Below are 16,355 nucleotides of genomic sequence, written 5' to 3' on the forward strand. Positions count from 1 at the left end.
GCGCCGAGCGTCACCGCTCTCGGTAGGGGAACCCTCAATACGGACGAGCGACGAGAGTGTGTCATGAACGCGAAGGGTTCGGCCGCAGTCGAACTCACCGTACAGGGCGCAGAGAAGCGCGACGCGGGCCGGGGAATCGCACGAATCCCCGAGTCGGCCCGGTCGGCGCTCGGCGTCCTCAGCGGCGACACCGTCGTCGTAGAGGGCGAACGCGACACCGTGGTCAAGGTGTGGCCGGCGGGCACCGACGTTCAGCGCGGCGTCCTCCAAGTGGACGGCGAGACGCGGGCCAACGCCGGAGTCAGCATCGGCGACACCGTGACCGTCCGCCAGATTTCGGTGGCGGACGCCGAATCGGTCGCGCTCGCGCCGACCGCGACGTTCGACGAGGACGACCGCGAGACGCTCGAAGCGGCGCTCAAGCGCACGCTCCGGGACCGACCGGTCAAGGAGGGCGAGCGCGTCCGCATCGAACGCCTCGGCGACGCCGGGACGTTCCACGTCGGGGGCACCGACCCCGACGGCGTGGTCCGCGTGACCGACGACACCGACGTCACGGTAGCGGTGTCGGGCGGGTCCGGCGGGTCGCGGCCGAACGTCGGGTCCGGGTCGGGAAGCGTCTCGATACCTATCGGCGGCGACGGCGGCGACGGCGACGACGGCGACCAGACCCCTCAGAAACCCACGGGCGCGACCTACGAGGACATCGGCGGCCTCGAAGAGGAACTCCGGCGGGTCCGCGAGATGGTCGAACTCCCCCTCTCGAACCCCGCGCTGTTCCGGCGACTCGGCATCGACCCGCCCAAGGGCGTCCTGCTGTACGGCCCGCCCGGCACCGGGAAGACGATGATAGCGAAGGCGGTCGCCAACGAGGTGGACGCCCACTTCGTCACGGTCTCGGGTCCCGAAATAATGAGCAAGTACAAGGGCGAGAGCGAGGAGCGCCTGCGGGAGGTGTTCGAGCAGGCCCGCGAGAACGCCCCGACCATCGTGTTCTTCGACGAGATAGACGCCATCGCGGGCGAACGCGACGAGGACAGCGACGTGGAGAACCGCGTCGTCGCCCAGATGCTCTCGCTGATGGACGGACTGGAGTCCCGGGGCGAGGTCGTGGTCATCGGCGCGACCAACCGGGTGGACGCCATCGACCCGGCGCTCCGCCGGGGCGGGCGGTTCGACCGCGAGATAGAAATCGGGGTGCCCGGCGAGGCGGGCCGCCGCGAGATTCTCGACGTACACACCCGCGGGATGCCGCTGGCCGACGACGCCGACCTCGACAGACTCGCGGCCAGCACCCACGGGTTCGTCGGCGCGGACCTCCACGCGCTCTCGACCGAGGCCGCGATGGCGGCGCTCCGGCGGGCGCGCGACGCCGGGGCCGACGAGGAGGCCCTGATGGAGGTCGAAGTCACCCGCGAGGACTTCGAGACGGCGATGGCCTCGGTGGACCCCTCGGCGATGCGGGAGTTCGTCGCCGAGTCGCCCGAAATCGACTTCTCCGCGGTCGGCGACTTGGAGGAGGCCAAGCAGACGCTGACCGAGGCCGTCGAGTGGCCGCTGGCGTATCGCAATCTCTTCGAGCAGACCAACACCGAACCGCCGGCGGGCATCCTTCTACACGGTCCGCCCGGCACCGGGAAAACCCTCCTCGCGCGGGCCTTGGCGGGCGAGAGCGACGTAAACTTCATCCACGTCGACGGCCCGGAACTGCTCGACCGCTACGTCGGCGAGTCCGAGAAGGCGGTCCGGGAGATATTCGACCGCGCCCGACAGGCGAGTCCCGCAATCGTGTTCTTCGACGAGATAGACTCCATCGCGGGCGAGCGCGGGTCCGGGATGGGCGGCGGCGCGGAGGTCTCCGAGCGCGTGGTCTCCCAACTGCTGACCGAGATGGACGGTCTCACGGAGAACCCCAATCTGGTCGTGCTGGCCGCGACCAACCGCCGGGACGCGCTGGACCGCGCGCTCCTTCGACCCGGCCGGTTCGAGGAGCAAATCGAGGTGCCCGCGCCCGACGAGGCGGGCCGCCGCGCGATTCTCTCGGTCCACGCCGACGACAAACCGCTCGGCGACGACGTGGACTTGGACGAACTCGCCGCCGAGTTGGAGGGGTACACCGGTGCAGATTTGGAGGCGGTCGTCCGCGACGCCTCGATGCGGGCGATTCGGGAGGCCGCCGAGGCGTGGGGCGTCGAACAGGCCGACGAGAACGCCGACGAGATAGAAATCGGCAGGAAGCACTTCGACGCCGCCGTCGAGAAGGTCCGACCGTCGGTAAACTGAGGAGAGCAAGCCGAGTCGGTTCGCCCGACTGCGCGCCGTTTCAGCCAGCCGAACTGTTTTCAGCGCAGTGCGACACCCCGTAGGAACTCGACCACGACGGCGAGGCGACGAAGCTCGTCCGGTACTGAGCGCCGGCCTTTACCTTACCGCTCGTGGTATCACGCGGCGTGAACGCGACTACCGCTCTCCGACCGCGAAGGGGACTCGCGCTCCCCCTGCTCGTCCTCGCAGTCCCGACGCTGTATCTGGTCTATCGGGACGCCAGAATCGGCTGCCCGCCGGGCCGGACGTGTCTGGAACTCGCCCACCTCGGCTACGCCGCGGCGGGACTGGCGGCGGGGTATCTCGTCGCCAGCGGCGCGCTCGCGGTCGCAGACGAGAGTGCGCTGGTCGAGCGGTCGGCCCTCGCCCGCCTCGCGCTCCGGCCCGGCGACTCCACGCTCGCGGTCCTCGGCGTCTACTTCGGCGGTCTCGTGACGTACCTGCTCGCGTCGGCCGCGACGACGATTCCGGGGTGGCTCGACCTCGCGCTGACGCCGGTCGGACTCGTCGTCGGCCTCCCGGTCGTGATTGCCTACGCCGCGATGACGATGGTCGGGAACGCGCTCGGGCGCGAACCCTCGCTGGCGTTCCAACTCGGCGTCGTCCTCGCCGGTCTCGCGGTGACCGGCGCGTGGCTGTTCGTGCTGGCGACCGGGACCGCGAGCCTGCTCGGGTCGCTATCGCCCGTGAAAGTCGGTTCGCGGTAGACGGTCGCCGGCGATTCAGGGAAATCGGTCGGCCGCTCGCGGGAGTCGGTCGGCGGTTTGCGGAAGTCGGTGGGCGGCGGTTCGGGAACAAGGTTCAAGCATGGCTACCGGCTAACGTGAGGTGGTGGGGAATGAATGGATATCTCCGATGCGGTTACGACCGAATACGTGGACGTGAATCCCGGCACGAGACTGGGAAAGCTCCGAGGACTGTTCGACGAGGACCGAGGCCTCGACGCCATCATCGTTCGCGGCGAGGGGAAGTTCGACGGACTGGTCACTCGCAAGGAACTGGTGAGTTCGCACCGCAACCCCGACTCGAAGGCCCAGTCGGTGGTGCGACAACCGCCCAAGATAGAGCGGACCGAGGACGTGCGCGAGACAGCGCGACTGATGGTCGAGAACGGGGTGAAACTGCTCCCGGTGTTCGAAGACGGCGTGTTCCAGGGAGTCGTGACGGCGACCGGCCTCTTGGAGATGGTTCACGACAACCTCGCCGCGCTCGACGTGTCCGACGTGTACACGTCGGAACTGCTCACGGTCGACCCCGACGATAATCTCGGCGAGGTCATCAACCTGATTCGGACTCACAGGTTCACCCGCGTCCCGGTCGTGGACGACGGCGAGGCGGTCGGCATGATAAGCCTCTTCGACCTCGTGGACTTCACGACCCGGAAGAACAAGCAAGAGCAGGGCGGGAACAGCGACGCCACCGACTCGTTCGGCGGCGGCGTCTCCAAGAGTCAGGGCCGCACCCACGGCGGGTGGGGCGAACGCTCGGGGTTCGAGGCCCGCCTGCTGGACCTGCCGGCCCGCGACGTGATGAACTCGCCGGTCGCCACCATCACGCCCGACGCGGGACTCGACGAGGCGCTCGACGCGATGCTGGAGAAGAACTACTCGTCGCTGGTCGTCGTGCCCGAGGAGTTCTCCGAACCCGCGGGCATCGTGACCGAGACCGACCTGCTCCGGGCGCTGACCTGGACCGAGGACGAGACGTACGACGTGCAGGTGTTCGGCGTCGACCTCATGGACGACCTCTCGCGCGAGGACGTCGCCGACCGCATCGAGGAGATAGACGGGAAGTACCAGAAGATGGACGTGCTCGAAGCCAACGTGGTGTTCCACCGCCACAAGGAGAAACTCCGGGGCACCCCGCTCCTGCAGGCGACGATTCGGCTGTTCACCGACGAGGGACTGTTCTCCGGCACCGGCGAAGGGTACGGCGCGCGGGCGTCGTTCGACGAGGCCGCGGACATCCTCGAAGAGAACACGCTGTCGGACAAAGAGCGGAAGTCGCCCAGAAGCCAGATGAAAAACGAGCACGAGCGGACTGCGGAACTACTCCAGTGGTGGAGCGTCGGCGAAGCGGCCGAGGAGTAGGCGAGTCGGGGCGCGTCGGCCGACGACCGTCCCGAATCGGCGACCGATATCGCGCGTTCGAGATATGTAAAAAAGCGGTTTGAGCTTACGGAAGCTCCTTTGAAATGCCCCCGAAACGGGGAGGTATGAACCGACGCGAGTTCCTCCATCGCGGTAGCGCGGTAACGGCCGTGGCCGGTCTCGCCGGCTGTGTGGGCAGTTCTGCGAGCGGGTCGAACCCCGACGAGACCGATACGACTACCGACTCCGAGACGACCACGGACTCCGAGAAGTTCTCCGGCGTCCGGTCCGCCGACGACGACCCGTTCCGGACGATTTCGGTCGGCGACCGCGAGTCGGTCGCCTTCCCCGACAACAACCGGTCCCGCGGCGTGCGCGTCTGGAACGCCGCCGAGGAGGCCCGGAGAATCGACGTGCAGGTCGCGAAGAGCGCGACGATTCTGGTCGACCGGACCGTGGAGTTCGCGGCCGACGCCTACCTCGAACTCGCGCTGAACGAACCCGCCGACTACGACGTTACGGTGGGTCTCGCCGACGGCGAGACCACCACCGTCAGCATCGAGCGGAGCCAGTTCGACTGCAATCAGGCCGGAACCGACGTTGGCGTCATGCCCGACGGTCGGGTCGAGTCGATGTCGATGTCCACCGCGATGGCGTGTCCCGGCCCGAGCGTCGCCGACAGCGCGCTCTCTGTGGGAACCGGCGAGTGCGGCAAGGCCCACAGCGCGACCGTCGCGTTCGAGGGCGAGGCGGTCCGAGTCGACGGGAGAGTGAAGACGCCGACGCCCCAGTCCGACCTCGAACTCGCCGCCGCGACCTACGACCGGGACAGCGACGCGCTGACCGTCCGGGTCCGCGACGCCGGAAGCGGTTCGACGGTCGGGACCCAGTGCATCGGCGAGGTTCCCTACGAGGCGACCGTGAACTTCGACCACGCGCTCCCGGCGGCGGTCGTCGTCGTCCACGAGAGCATGGACGAGACCGTCGAGGTGGCGCGAACGGAGCGGTAGCCCTACCCCGACAGCCGAATCCGACCGCCGAGGACCGAGTTCACCACCGCGCCGACGAGGACGACAGCGCCCGCGAAGTAGAGCCACGTCAGCAGGAGCAACACCGCGCCGATGACGCCGTAGGCCTGATACCGCGCGGCGTTGGAGAGGTAGAGTTGGAAGAGAGCGTGGAGGACGACCCACCCGACCCCTGCGACGACCGCGCCGGGCACCGCCTCGCGGACGGTCATCTCGACCGGCGGCATGACGTAGTACAGCGGCAGGAACGCGACGACGAGGGCCGCGGCCAGCGCCAGATTGCCGAGGACGTTCCGGTAAGGCACGTCCACGACCACGGAAGGCGACCGCAGGGCGTACCCGACCGCGACCACCAGACCGACCGCGAGGCCGACCAGACCGATAGTCACCGCGCCGTCCACGAGTTGTCTGGCGAGCGAGAGGTCGCGCTCGGTGCCGTACGCCTCAGCGAACGCGATGTCGAGGCCGCGAAACAGTTTGAACGCGCTCCACGCCACGGTGACGACCCCGACGAGTCCCGCGCCGGTTCGTCCGGTCGAGTTGGTGAGCGCTCGCTGGAGGACGCGCTCGCCCGACGCGGACAGCGAACCCGCGACCTGTTGGACGACCAAGTTGGCGAAGGCCCGCCCGCCGACGACGCTACCGAGGACGACGACCAGCAGCGCCAGCGGAATCAGCGAGACGAAGGCGTAGTAGGCGACGCTCGCTGCCAGAAACGTGACGTTCCGGTCGCGGGCGACGTCGAAGACGCGTCTGACGCGACTCCGGGAGGTTGCCATGAGTGTAACGGGACACGCCGGCCAACAGTAAAGGAGACACGGCCGGAGTCGGCGTTCTCGCCCGCGCGGACCGCTCACTGGGTCGTCGTCTCGCCGGGGACCGGGGTCGTCTCGGGCGGGTCGGCCGCCTCGATGGTGAGTCGGTTCAGGCCGTCGCACGGTTCGGCCGTGGCCACGCGGTACCACGCGCCGAGTTGTATCTCGGGCAACTGCCCGCCCGCCGCAGTTGTCGTCGCTTGGCCCGCCGCCGTGGTCTCCTGACCCGCCGCGGTGGTCGTCTGGTCCTGCATCGCGGCCTCGGTGGTGGTCTCGCCGGCGGGCGTCGTCTCCGTCATCCCGGCCGCCTCGGTGGTCGTCTGAAGCAGGTCCTCGGCGAGCGCCTGCTGCGGTGCCAGCAGGCCGCGGAAACCGACGTCGGCGTCCGCCCGGAACGTCCGGACGATGAACAGTTGGTACTCCTCGGACTGGCCGCCGAGGCAGGCCGCCGGAACCGACTCGGTGGCCGGTTGTCCGAAGGGGTCGCGCGGTCGGAACCGGACCCGGAACAGGTCGCCGTCTTCGAGGCTGAAACTGAAGACGCCCGTACCGCCCTCTCCCTGCGCCTGCGTCGTCCCCTGTGTCGTCGTCTCCTGCGCCGAGGCACCGTTCAGCGAGAGGCCCGCGACTCCGAGCAGGCCCGCGGTCGCACCGGCTTTGAGCAGGTCGCGTCGTCGTGGTGAGTTGCTGTCGTCCGCCATGCCCGGACGCCCGCCGTCGCTCGACTTATACCGCGGCGGCCGTTCACGCGGGGAGTCGGGACATAACGTCGGGGAATCCGCGTTACGCCGAGGAAATCTCGATTACGACCGAAAAGCCGTGAGGTAGTCCCCGGAGAACGGGTTGCCTCGGGCGCACCGGACCGCGCCCGCGACCGGTCGCGCGGTCGCGTTCAGCGAGAGTCGGCGGGTTCGAGCGCGGTCGTCGGCGGTTCAGTCGGTTCGAGAACCAACTGCGAGAGGCTATCGCATTTCGACATCGACGCGACTCGGTACCACTCTCCGACCCGCACCGTGAGTCGCTCGCCACCGGGCGTTGTTTCGGTCTCGGAAGGAGTCGTCTCGGCCTCCGGCGTCGTCTCGGTTGCCGGAGTGGTCGTCTCGGTTGCGGGAGCAGTCGTCTCGGCATCGGACCCGGGCGTCGTCGTAGTCGTCTCGTCCTGAACCGCGGCCTCGGTCGCCGTGGAGTCGGTCGTGGTAGTCGTCTCGTTCGCAGGTCCGGAGGTCTCTGTCGCGGCCGTCTCGTTCGCCGCACTCGTCTCGTCCGGCGCGGTCGTCCCCGTCGTCTCCGTGGTGGTCGTCTCTGTCGTGGTCGTTTCGTCAGTGGTCGTCTCCGTCGCGGTCGTCGTATCCTCGCCGGTCGTCGTTCCGGTGGTCGCGGTCTCCGAGACCTGCTGGGCGACGAACAGTCCCTCGTACCCGAGTTGGATTCCGCCTCGCCGTGCCCGGACGACGAACGTCGAGAACTCCCGCGGCCCGCCGTCGAGACAGGTCGCGGGAATCGTCTCGGTCACGGGGTCGCCCTCCGGGGTGCGCAGTCGGGACTGCACGCGGAAGACGTCGCCCTGTTGTAGACCGTAACTGAAGGCGAACTCGCTCGCCGAGTCTCCCGTAGTCGTCTGCTGGCCTGTCGTCGTCTGCTGGTCCGTGGTCGCCTGCCCTTCCGCCGATACGTCGCTCGCCGACCATCCGAACGCGACCAGTCCCGCGGCGGCGCTCGCTCGAAGCAGGTCGCGGCGACGCGGCGATTCGCCGTCTACCATGCCGTCACTCCGTCGGAGTGGAAGTTATAGTGTTCCGACCGTTCAACCGTTTAGGCGCGCTCGCGCCGGATAATTCGCGTTACGACGCGGTAACGGAGCGTTCCCCCTCAGTCCCAGAACGACTGGGTGCGGGCGTACTGGCGCTCCTGTTCCAAGATGTCCCGGTAGAAGTCGTCCTCGTTCTCGCGCAACTTGGCGATGATGCGGGCCGCGTTCTGCGGGCCGACGCCGCGGGCCGCCAGCGCGACGACCGCCCGCTTGCCGTGGCTCTGGACGAGGTTTGCGGCCTTGTAGGCGCGCTCGGTCATCTTCTCCTGCTCGTCGTCCTTCTCCGGGGCGCGGACCGCCTTCACCACCTCGTCGGCCCACGGGTTGAGCGCCGCGATGCGGGTCGAGTCGCACTCGGGACAACTCGGCTGGTCGCGGACCCGCCGGACCGGCTTCTTGCGCTTCCAGTCCTCGCAGTGGAGGCACAACAGGATGACCTCGTCGTCGCGAATCCGGTCTTTGACCGTCTGGATGACGCTGGCGTCGGCGTTCTCGGGCGCGAGCAGTTCCCGGCCCGACGAGCGCCCGCCCGACCCGACCGGGGTGCGACCGCCGGTAGTCACGACCTCGATTTCGCCCGCCCGGACCCGCCGGAGAACGTCGCTGGCGGCCTCGACCGCGAGGTCGTCGTGGAACACCTCGCGGACCGCCTCGTCGTACATCGGCGTGTCTTCGAGCGCGGCCATCAGGCGGCTTATCTGCGGCCCGCCCGCGTTGCCCTCCCACTTGCGGAGCGCACCGAACTTCGCGGCGACCTGCGAGAGTTTGAACTTGAGCGTGTCCGAGTGCTTGAGGCTCAACTCGATGATGGCCTCAACGTGGTCGGGGTCGGTCTCTTCGAGGACCGCCGCGACCTCTTGGCCGTTGACCTTCGCGGGCACGTCCAACTCGATGCGGTAGGGGTCCACCTCCAGTCCGACCGACGACCCCGTGCGCTGGCCCACGAGCGACGAGAGGACCCGACCGAGCGTCTCGTTGACCTTGTGGCCGAAGCACGCGTTGACGACTACGGTGTTGGCGGCGTGTTCGACGACGATTCGGTCCGCGGTCGGGAGCGGGGCCTCGGTCTCGGCGTGGCGGTCGAGTTGCGAGAGCGCCTCGCTCGCGGTGTACTCGTCGGTCGGGTAGCGGTTCGTGAACTCCCTCGCGACGCCCTCGCGGGGCGCGCCGCGCTCGAACTGCGGTCCCGCGACGGCGCGCATCTCGCCGACCTCTTGGGCCACGTCGTAGGGCACCGGAATCTCCTCGCCGACCCACGAGGGAATCTCGCCGCCGGGGTCCTCGATGGGCGAGACCTTGACCGTCTCCTCGTCGTCGTCGACCTCCGTAATCCGCCACATCTCGCCGCGTTGGACGAAGATTTCGCCGGGTTGGGCGAAGTTGACGACGAACCGCTCGTCGAGCGTGCCGACCTGCGACCCCGACGCGATGTCCTCGACGGTGTACTTCTGCTCGTCGGGAATCATCGAGAGGTTGGCGTAGAAGTACTGCCACGTCTGACTCGACTTCTCCAGTCGGTCCTCCTCCTCGTCGAGCCAAACCAGCCGGTTCCCCTTCAACTCGCGGCAGACCGCCTTGAACTGCGACTTCGAGAGGTCCCGGAAGGGGTAGGCCCGCGTGACGATGTCGTAGGCCCGCATCGCCGAGAGGTCGCCGAAGTCCATCACGAGACCGACTATCTGGTTGGCCACCGTGTCCAGACTCCCGTCGTGAATCTCGGCGTCCTCAACGTCGCCGTCCTTCGCGCGGCGGGCGATGGCGAGGGCTTCGAGGGTGTCGTCGGGGTGTTTGGTGAGTATCGTGCCGTGAGAGACCTGCTCGCTCCGGTGACCCGCGCGCCCTACGCGCTGGAGCAGGCGCGCGACCTCTCGGGGACTGGAGTACTGGACCACGTGGTCGATGCGGCCCACGTCGATGCCCAACTCCATCGAGGAGGTACAGAGCAGGGCGTCGAGTTTCCCGGCCTTGAACCGGTCTTCCACGTCGATTCTGGCCTCCTTCGACAGCGACCCGTGGTGGACGCCGACGTTGGCGTCGAGTTTCTTGAACCGCGAACCGAGCGCCTCGGCGGTCTGGCGCGTGTTGACGAATATCAGCGTCGAGTCGTGGTCCTCGACCACCTCCAGAATCGCCCGGACGTGGCTGGCGACCGACTCGTCGGTGACGAGTTCGCCCGCGAGTCGCTCGTCCTCGTCGGTAATCTCGGGTTCGCGGACCCCGAACTCGACCTTGCTCCCTACGTCCACCTCCACGATTTCGCACTCGTCGCCGCCGGTCAGGAAGCGTCCGACCTCGCCGGGGTCGCCGACCGTCGCCGACAGGCCGACCCGCTGGAAGTCGCCCGCGAGTTCGCGCAGACGCTCCAGTCCGACTGTCAGTTGCGCGCCGCGCTTGGCGCTGGCGAGTTCGTGGACTTCGTCTACCACGACGTGATGCACGTCTTCGAGGGCCTTCCGAAGCTTCGACCCGGTCAGCATCGCCTGCAGCGTCTCCGGCGTCGTCACCAGCACGTCGGGCGGGTCGTTGGCCTGCTTCTGGCGCTGGTAGTCGGTGGTGTCGCCGTGGCGCACGTCCACGTCCAAGTCGAGTTCCTCGCCCCACCACTCCAGTCGCTGGCGCATGTCCCGGTTCAGCGCGCGGAGCGGAGTGACGTACAGCGCCGAGATGCCGAATCGGGGACCGTCCTCGGCCTGATTCTCCGCTATCGCGTCGAACACCGGCAGCATCGCGGTCTCGGTCTTGCCCGTCCCGGTCGGCGCGATGACCAGTGCGTCTTCGCCCCGAGCGAGCGGCGGGATGGCCCGGCGCTGTGGCTCGGTCGGCGTCGAGAATCCGCGCTCGGAGAGCGCCGCCCGCACCTGCTCGCCGAGTTGTGCGAAGGCCGCAGAACCCGCGGCCCGTTGGTCGCTCATTGGTCGTTTTTAGCTGTTAGAGGGTGATAAGCGCGTCGCCTCCGAATATCGAGAGGTCGGCCGAGAGGGGTTTCTGGCCACCGTGGTTATGGCGTCGGGTACCGTCGTCGAATCAGTGCGGGACACGAACGAGTCCGAACCGAGTACCGACGGGAGCGCCGGACGCGACGGCGTGTTCACCACCGACGACGCGGTCGAACTCTACACCGACCGAATAGAGGACCCGACGCTGTTCCCCCAAGAGCGCAAGATAGTCGAGCGGTACTTCGCCGACTCGTCGGGGTCGGTGTTGGACGTCGGCTGTGGCGTCGGCCGGGTCTCCTCGCTCCTCCACGAGCGGGGGTTCGACGTGACCGGCATCGACGTGAGCGAACCGCTGGTCGAGAAGGCGCGGTCGCTGTTCCCCGACGTCGAGTTCCGCGTCGAGGACGTGAGGGACACCGAGTTCGACGCCGAGTCGTTCGACTACGCCGTGTTCTCCTACTACGGGCTGGACTACCTCCTGCCGAAAGTCGAGCGAGTGGCGGCGCTCAGGGAACTGTACCGGGTCCTGAAACCCGCCGGAATCGTCGCCTTCTCCTCGCACAACAGTTGGTCCCCTCTGGTGCCGCTGTCGGCCAGCGACCTCCGACGCGCGATAGGTGACGTCGGCGACTTCTACAAGAAGCGGCGGAACCACGAGCGACTCTTCTCCAGATACAAGTTCGAGACGGTTCCGCTCGGGGAACTGGAGGTCTACCTGTCGAACCCGGTCCACCAGTGGCTCCAACTCCGGAAGTGCGGGTTCACGTTGCTCGACGTCGTCGGCGAACGAGACGGCGTCGCCCGGTTCTTCGAACGCGACACCCACTACGTCGCGAAGAAGTAGACTCCGCGGAGGCTTCGACCGCCGGCGAACGTTTTTCTCCGCGAGCGTCGAAGCGGTTGCATGGAGACCCACGTTCACTTCCGAGAGACACAGTGGTTCGACCAGCCGTGGCTCTGGGGTCTGTTAGCTCTCCGCGCGCTCGCCGACCTCGTCGCCCTCGCGCGCCGGAAGCGCGGCCTCGGCGAGACCGCCCGCCGACTCGCGGCGCTCGGAGCGGTCGCGCTCTTCCTCCGGGTCGCGCGCCTCGACACCGAAGTCCGCGACGACGGACTCTACGTCAAGTTCGTTCCGGTCCACCGGTCGGCGAAACGCGTGCCCTTCTCGGACCTCGCGGACGTGCAAGAGACCGGCTACAGCCCTCTCCGCTACGGCGGGTGGGGACTGCGCTGGACGCCGGGCGGGACGGCCTACGCAGTGCGCGGGACCGGCGGCGTCCGGTTCGAGCGCACCGGCGGCACGTCGCTGGTCGTGGGGTCCGAGCGGCCAGACGAACTCGTCGCCGCGGTCCAAGAAGCGAGCGAACGGGAAGTGTGAGCGAGACGGACGCCTCCGCAGAACGGTGAGCGTCGTGGGCAGTCGAGGCGTCAGACGGTCCGATAGTCGCCCAGTCGCGTCCCGTCGAGCAGGTACGCCTGCCCGTCGGCCAACCCGTCGGGGAGGAACGGCGCCAGAAACTCCTGTCCCGCGACGTTGACCCACGTCTTGCCCACGAGGTCGTTGAACGCGGGGAAGACGACGAGTTCCGCGCCGGGCCGGACCGACCCCTCGCGGTCGGCGAAGGCCTCGGCGGCCAGCGACCCTCGGAGCCAGACGCGCTCGACCCGGCTTCCGCCGACCTCGTCCTCCAGTCGGACCGCGGGGTGTTCGTGGCCGACGCAGGCGACTTCGCTGTCGAGGACTTCGGGCGCGGGCCACGTGTGGCCGTGCGCGAACCCCACGTCGCCGAGTCGAACCCCCGCGCCGTCGGTGACGTCGAGGTCGGCCCACGACTCTATCGCGCCGTCGTGGTTGCCCTTGACGAGCGTCGCGGCGACGCCGCGCTCGTCTAAGCGTTCCAGCAGGACCTCTATCTCGCCGCGCTCGGCCCCGCCGGGGTCTCCGATGGCGTGCATCAGGTCGCCCAGGAAGACGACGCGGTCGGCGTCGGTTCGGGTGACGAGCGCGAGCAGTCGCTCGCGGCGCTCGCTCGCGCGGCTATCGAGCGAGACGCCCTCTGCCCGGAGCGCCTGCTCGATGCCCGCGTGGAAGTCGGCGACCACCAGCGCGCGCTCGCCGCCTAACTCGGCGAGCGCGGCCGGTTCGCCGGGAACCGGCTCCACGAGGCTCATCAGATGGGCTTGAGCGTCTCCTCGCCAGACTCGTAGCACCGGCCGGCCATCAGCGCGGCTTCGAGCGCGTCCTCCACGTCGGCGGGCGTCACGTCGTAGTCCTGCACGACGGCGGCCAGCAGGGTCTCGCGCTCGACGCCGTCGCCGTCGTTCAGTTCGCGCATCTGGTCCATCACGGTGTCTTCGAGGTTCGCGGGCGCTTCGGCCTCCTCGCCGCCCGCCTCCTCGTCGCTGTCAGCAGCCTCGCCCTCGTCGCCTTCGTCCGCAATCTCGTTTTCGGCGATGGACGCGCCGGGCGCTTCCGCGGCCGCCGAAGCGCCGCCCGCGGGAGCCTCGTCGTCGGTGTTCACGACCTCCTCGGTGCCGCCCGACGCGGACTCCACGTCCTGTAGCTCGTCGGTATCGACTTCCTCGGCGGTCGGGTCGGCGGGTTCGCCCGCGTTGGGTTCGTCGTCGTCCAGTTCGGTCTCGCGCTCGGTCGTCGGTTCGTCGGGACCCCGTTCGGGGTCCGGACTCGGGGCGTCCATCTCCGACTCGCCGGGGCTCTCGACCTCGGACCCAGAGGAGAACTCGAGACCGTACTCCTCCTCGACCTGCTCGCGCTCCTCGTCGTCGAACTCGTACATCTCGTCGCCGGCGCCCGCGGTGCCGATGTCCGGCCCCTCGTCGTCGCCGTCGGTCTCGGGCGCGAACTCCTCGTCGGTCGAGGTGTCCTGCTCGGACTCGACGGTCGGCGGGTCGTCGGTGCCGATTTCGTCCTGTAGCTCCGCGGCGTCCTCGGCGTCCTCGACCGTGCCGGTGGGGGCGTCGCCGAGGCCGTCGTCCGCGGTCGTCTCGGTCTCTTCGGTCGTCTCGGTCCCCGGTTCCGGAGCGTCGCCGAGGTCCTCGTCGGCGGTCGCCGTCGATTCCGGGGCGTCGCCGAGGCCGGACTCGGTATCGGTCGATTCGGTGGGGGCGGCGGTTTCGGTCGCTTCCGTCGATTCGGTCGCCTCCGCGGTTTCGGTCGCTTCCGGGGACTCTGCGGTCTCGGTCGCGTCGGCGGCGCCAGCCGATTCGGGCGACTCGGTCGCGACAGACCCCTCGGGCGCGCTCGCACCGGTTTCGAGGTCGGAGAGGTCGCCCGCCTCGGCGTCGGTCAGCGAGTAGTCGAGGTCTACGCCCACTTCGTCGCCGCCCTCGTCGGGCGCGAGTTCGAGCGGTCCCACGTCGTCGGCGTCTATCTCGCCCGCGACGACGCGGGCTGAGTCGACGGCGAGGTCCCAGACGTCCGCGAGGTAGGCCCTCGTCGTGCCGTAGTGGTCGAGCGCGAGCGGGATTCCCGCCGCGAGGCCCGAGTCCACGCCGTTGGCTTCCAGCGCCTCGCGGAGCGGGTCGCCGCGCTCGCCCGAGTCGAGGGCGTCGGCGAACGTCGAGACCCGCGAGAGGGTCTGCTCGGCGGTCTGGACCACCCAGCGGTCGCGGGTGTCGGCGTCCACGCGGTTGATGGACTCGGGCCGAATCGAGGTGAACACGCGGTCGGAGTCCTCCGGCTGGAAGGTCCGTGCTTTGCCCGTGACCGCGACGAACGCGGGCGGGGACGCGTTCTCCAAGAAGGCCATCTCGTCGGGTTGGTACTGCCCGGCGTAGAGGACGAACGCGCCGGTCGGGTCCACGACCCGCGCCCGGAGCACGTCGTCGCTGACCTGTTCGACCTCGGTCAGGACCCCGACCACGAACAGGCGGTTGATGCGCGCGCCGGTCGGCGTGACCACGTAGTTGGGCGCGCGCTCCTCGTCGCTCTCGGAGTAGTCGAAGTCCGAGTCGTCGTACTCCGCGGCGAAGACGCGCCACGCGACTTCGCGGCGGCCCGCGCCGCCTTGGTTGTCGTCACGGTCACCGTTTCCGTCGCCGTTGGAACTCATTCGGCCACCTCCGCGAGCAGCGCGTCGGCGCGGTCGGCGGGCGCGTCCTCGGAGCGCTCGAACTCGGTCACTTCGAGGTTCGCGCCGTAGTCGTCGACCGAGAGGTTCCCCCGGACGCGGTACTCGTGGCCGACGACCCGGTCGCGGATGGAGTCGGCGACGACCTCCTTGTCCATCGCCTCGCGGGCCTGAGCCTTGGCGTCCTCCACGTCACCGCCGTAGACCTCCTCGGTGCGCTCGTCGTCGAGGACCGCGGTCACGGTCCCGGTGCCGTCGTCGATAATCGCCTTCACGCGCAGGTCGTCCTGCCCGTCCACGTCGCCGTGACTCCGGCACTGGCCGTTCTGGACGACGCGGCCGCACTCGGGACACCGCTCGATGAGGCCCGAACCGTCGCGGACCGCCACGACGCTCCCGACGACCTCCACGTCGTACGCGCCGCCGGTCTCGACGGCGTCGCGGACGGTCATCCGGGTGCCGGTGTCGCTTATCGCCAGTTCGCGGTCGAGCGGCGACACCTCGGTGAACTCCGAGAGGTTGACCGAGGGGACGCCCCGGAACTCCCGGACGTAGACGTCTTCGAGTCGCATCGTCGCGCCCTCGGCGACTTCGGGGCGGGCCTCCCAGTCGGTGAACGGGAGGCGGGCCGACTCGTCGGCGAGGACGCCGCTCTTGATTTCGGTCTCGCCGTCGCGCCCGTCGATGGTCTTGGTCTCGCAGTCGACCACTTCGACTTCGAGGTCGATGCCCCGGTCGCCGGGTTCGAGGGCCGCGAGGTCCGAATCGCCGCCGACGGGGTAGGGAACCTCGATGTCGTCCTCGAAGGCGACGTTCGTGCTCTCGCCGAGGTTCAGTTCGGGTTCGCCCTCCCACTCGCGGACGCCGGCGTTGCCCGCGGTGATGGTGTCGCCCGCCGAGAGGCCGAAGTCCTCCCACGCGGTGTACGAGATTTTCCCGGTGTCGTCGGCGAGTTCGCCCTCGCGGATGACCTGCTCGTTGCCCTGATACCGAATCGAGCGCGTGCCGACCGTCAGCACCTTCGCGGTGACGGTGACGTTGCTGTCCTCGGTCGAGATGTCGGCGACGTCGGCCCGCGAGGGTTCGCTCGAACCCCCGCCGCCGTCGCCGTACTTCCGCCTGAGGCTCTGTTTGGCCTCGTCCACGGGGACGCTGTACTCCACTAAGTTCTCGAGGTCCGCCTTGACCTCCTGCTTGTCGACGCCGAGGTCGGAGGCGAGATCCTCGGCATGGTCGTCCAAACTCATCAGTGGGACTTTG

Annotated in this window: 13 protein-coding genes; 6 read left to right on the forward strand and 7 right to left on the reverse strand. The window is 68.8% G+C overall.

All coding sequences use genetic code 11. The features are described 5' to 3' along the window. The first annotated feature begins 63 nt into the window (after positions 1 to 63). From M0R89_RS00005 to M0R89_RS00020, 4 genes are all read left to right on the forward strand, one after another. A complete protein-coding gene (locus M0R89_RS00005; protein ID WP_248650514.1) occupies positions 64 to 2,283 on the forward strand; it encodes an AAA family ATPase in 2,220 nt (739 codons plus the stop codon). A gap of 167 nt (positions 2,284 to 2,450) precedes the next feature. Then, positions 2,451 to 3,032 (forward strand): hypothetical protein, encoded by a 582-nt coding sequence (locus M0R89_RS00010; protein WP_248650515.1) that lies wholly within the window; start codon positions 2,451 to 2,453, stop codon positions 3,030 to 3,032. Between the two features lie 135 nt (positions 3,033 to 3,167). Beyond that, the gene (locus M0R89_RS00015) at positions 3,168 to 4,415 is read left to right on the forward strand and encodes a CBS domain-containing protein (protein ID WP_248650516.1); all 1,248 of its coding nucleotides are present in this window, start codon (positions 3,168 to 3,170) and stop codon (positions 4,413 to 4,415) included. Positions 4,416 to 4,540: 125 nt separating this feature from the next. Further along, positions 4,541 to 5,425 (forward strand): hypothetical protein, encoded by an 885-nt coding sequence (locus tag M0R89_RS00020; protein ID WP_248650517.1) that lies wholly within the window; start codon positions 4,541 to 4,543, stop codon positions 5,423 to 5,425. Between the two features lie 2 nt (positions 5,426 to 5,427). On the opposite strand, the gene M0R89_RS00025 is transcribed toward M0R89_RS00020, so the two are convergent. The 4 genes from M0R89_RS00025 to M0R89_RS00040 all read right to left on the reverse strand — a co-directional run bounded on the left by M0R89_RS00025 (position 5,428) and on the right by M0R89_RS00040 (position 10,980). After that, positions 5,428 to 6,222 carry a YihY/virulence factor BrkB family protein gene (locus M0R89_RS00025; protein WP_248650518.1) on the reverse strand — a complete coding sequence of 265 codons (795 nt, stop codon included), beginning with the start codon at positions 6,220 to 6,222 and terminating at the stop codon, positions 5,428 to 5,430. 74 nt (positions 6,223 to 6,296) lie between these two features. Beyond that, on the reverse strand, positions 6,297 to 6,959 hold the full coding sequence (locus M0R89_RS00030; RefSeq protein WP_248650519.1) for a hypothetical protein: 663 nt from the start codon (positions 6,957 to 6,959) through the stop codon (positions 6,297 to 6,299). Positions 6,960 to 7,150: 191 nt separating this feature from the next. Beyond that, positions 7,151 to 8,020, reverse strand: a complete 870-nt coding sequence (locus tag M0R89_RS00035) for a hypothetical protein (RefSeq protein WP_248650520.1) — start codon at positions 8,018 to 8,020, stop codon at positions 7,151 to 7,153. A gap of 107 nt (positions 8,021 to 8,127) precedes the next feature. Further along, the gene (locus tag M0R89_RS00040) at positions 8,128 to 10,980 is read right to left on the reverse strand and encodes a DEAD/DEAH box helicase (RefSeq protein WP_248650521.1); all 2,853 of its coding nucleotides are present in this window, start codon (positions 10,978 to 10,980) and stop codon (positions 8,128 to 8,130) included. Positions 10,981 to 11,095: 115 nt separating this feature from the next. Between M0R89_RS00040 and M0R89_RS00045 the strand changes: the two genes are divergently transcribed. Together M0R89_RS00045 and M0R89_RS00050 are read left to right on the forward strand one after the other, a co-directional pair. Next, complete coding sequence (locus tag M0R89_RS00045) at positions 11,096 to 11,848, forward strand: class I SAM-dependent methyltransferase (protein ID WP_248650522.1); 753 nt, start codon at positions 11,096 to 11,098, stop codon at positions 11,846 to 11,848. Positions 11,849 to 11,908: 60 nt separating this feature from the next. Beyond that, positions 11,909 to 12,382: a hypothetical protein gene (locus M0R89_RS00050; protein WP_248650523.1), complete on the forward strand. Its 474-nt coding sequence runs from the start codon at positions 11,909 to 11,911 to the stop codon at positions 12,380 to 12,382. A gap of 50 nt (positions 12,383 to 12,432) precedes the next feature. Here the strand turns inward: M0R89_RS00050 and M0R89_RS00055 are convergent, their stop codons facing one another. Genes M0R89_RS00055 through M0R89_RS00065 form a run of 3 tightly spaced genes read right to left on the reverse strand, consistent with a single transcriptional unit; the run spans position 12,433 to position 16,342 of the window. Continuing rightward, the gene (locus tag M0R89_RS00055; protein ID WP_248650524.1) at positions 12,433 to 13,176 is read right to left on the reverse strand and encodes a metallophosphoesterase; all 744 of its coding nucleotides are present in this window, start codon (positions 13,174 to 13,176) and stop codon (positions 12,433 to 12,435) included. Continuing rightward, on the reverse strand, positions 13,176 to 15,077 hold the full coding sequence (locus M0R89_RS00060; RefSeq protein ID WP_248650525.1) for a hypothetical protein: 1,902 nt from the start codon (positions 15,075 to 15,077) through the stop codon (positions 13,176 to 13,178). Before M0R89_RS00060 ends, M0R89_RS00055 begins: the two co-directional genes overlap by 1 nt. Further along, positions 15,074 to 16,342, reverse strand: coding sequence for a Single-stranded DNA binding protein (locus M0R89_RS00065; protein ID WP_248650526.1), 1,269 nt, complete (start codon positions 16,340 to 16,342; stop codon positions 15,074 to 15,076). Before M0R89_RS00065 ends, M0R89_RS00060 begins: the two co-directional genes overlap by 4 nt. Positions 16,343 to 16,355 lie beyond the last annotated feature (13 nt).

Origin of the sequence: Halorussus limi (genome assembly GCF_023238205.1) — an archaeon.
In the GTDB taxonomy this organism is placed as follows: Archaea; Halobacteriota; Halobacteria; order Halobacteriales; family Haladaptataceae; genus Halorussus; species Halorussus limi.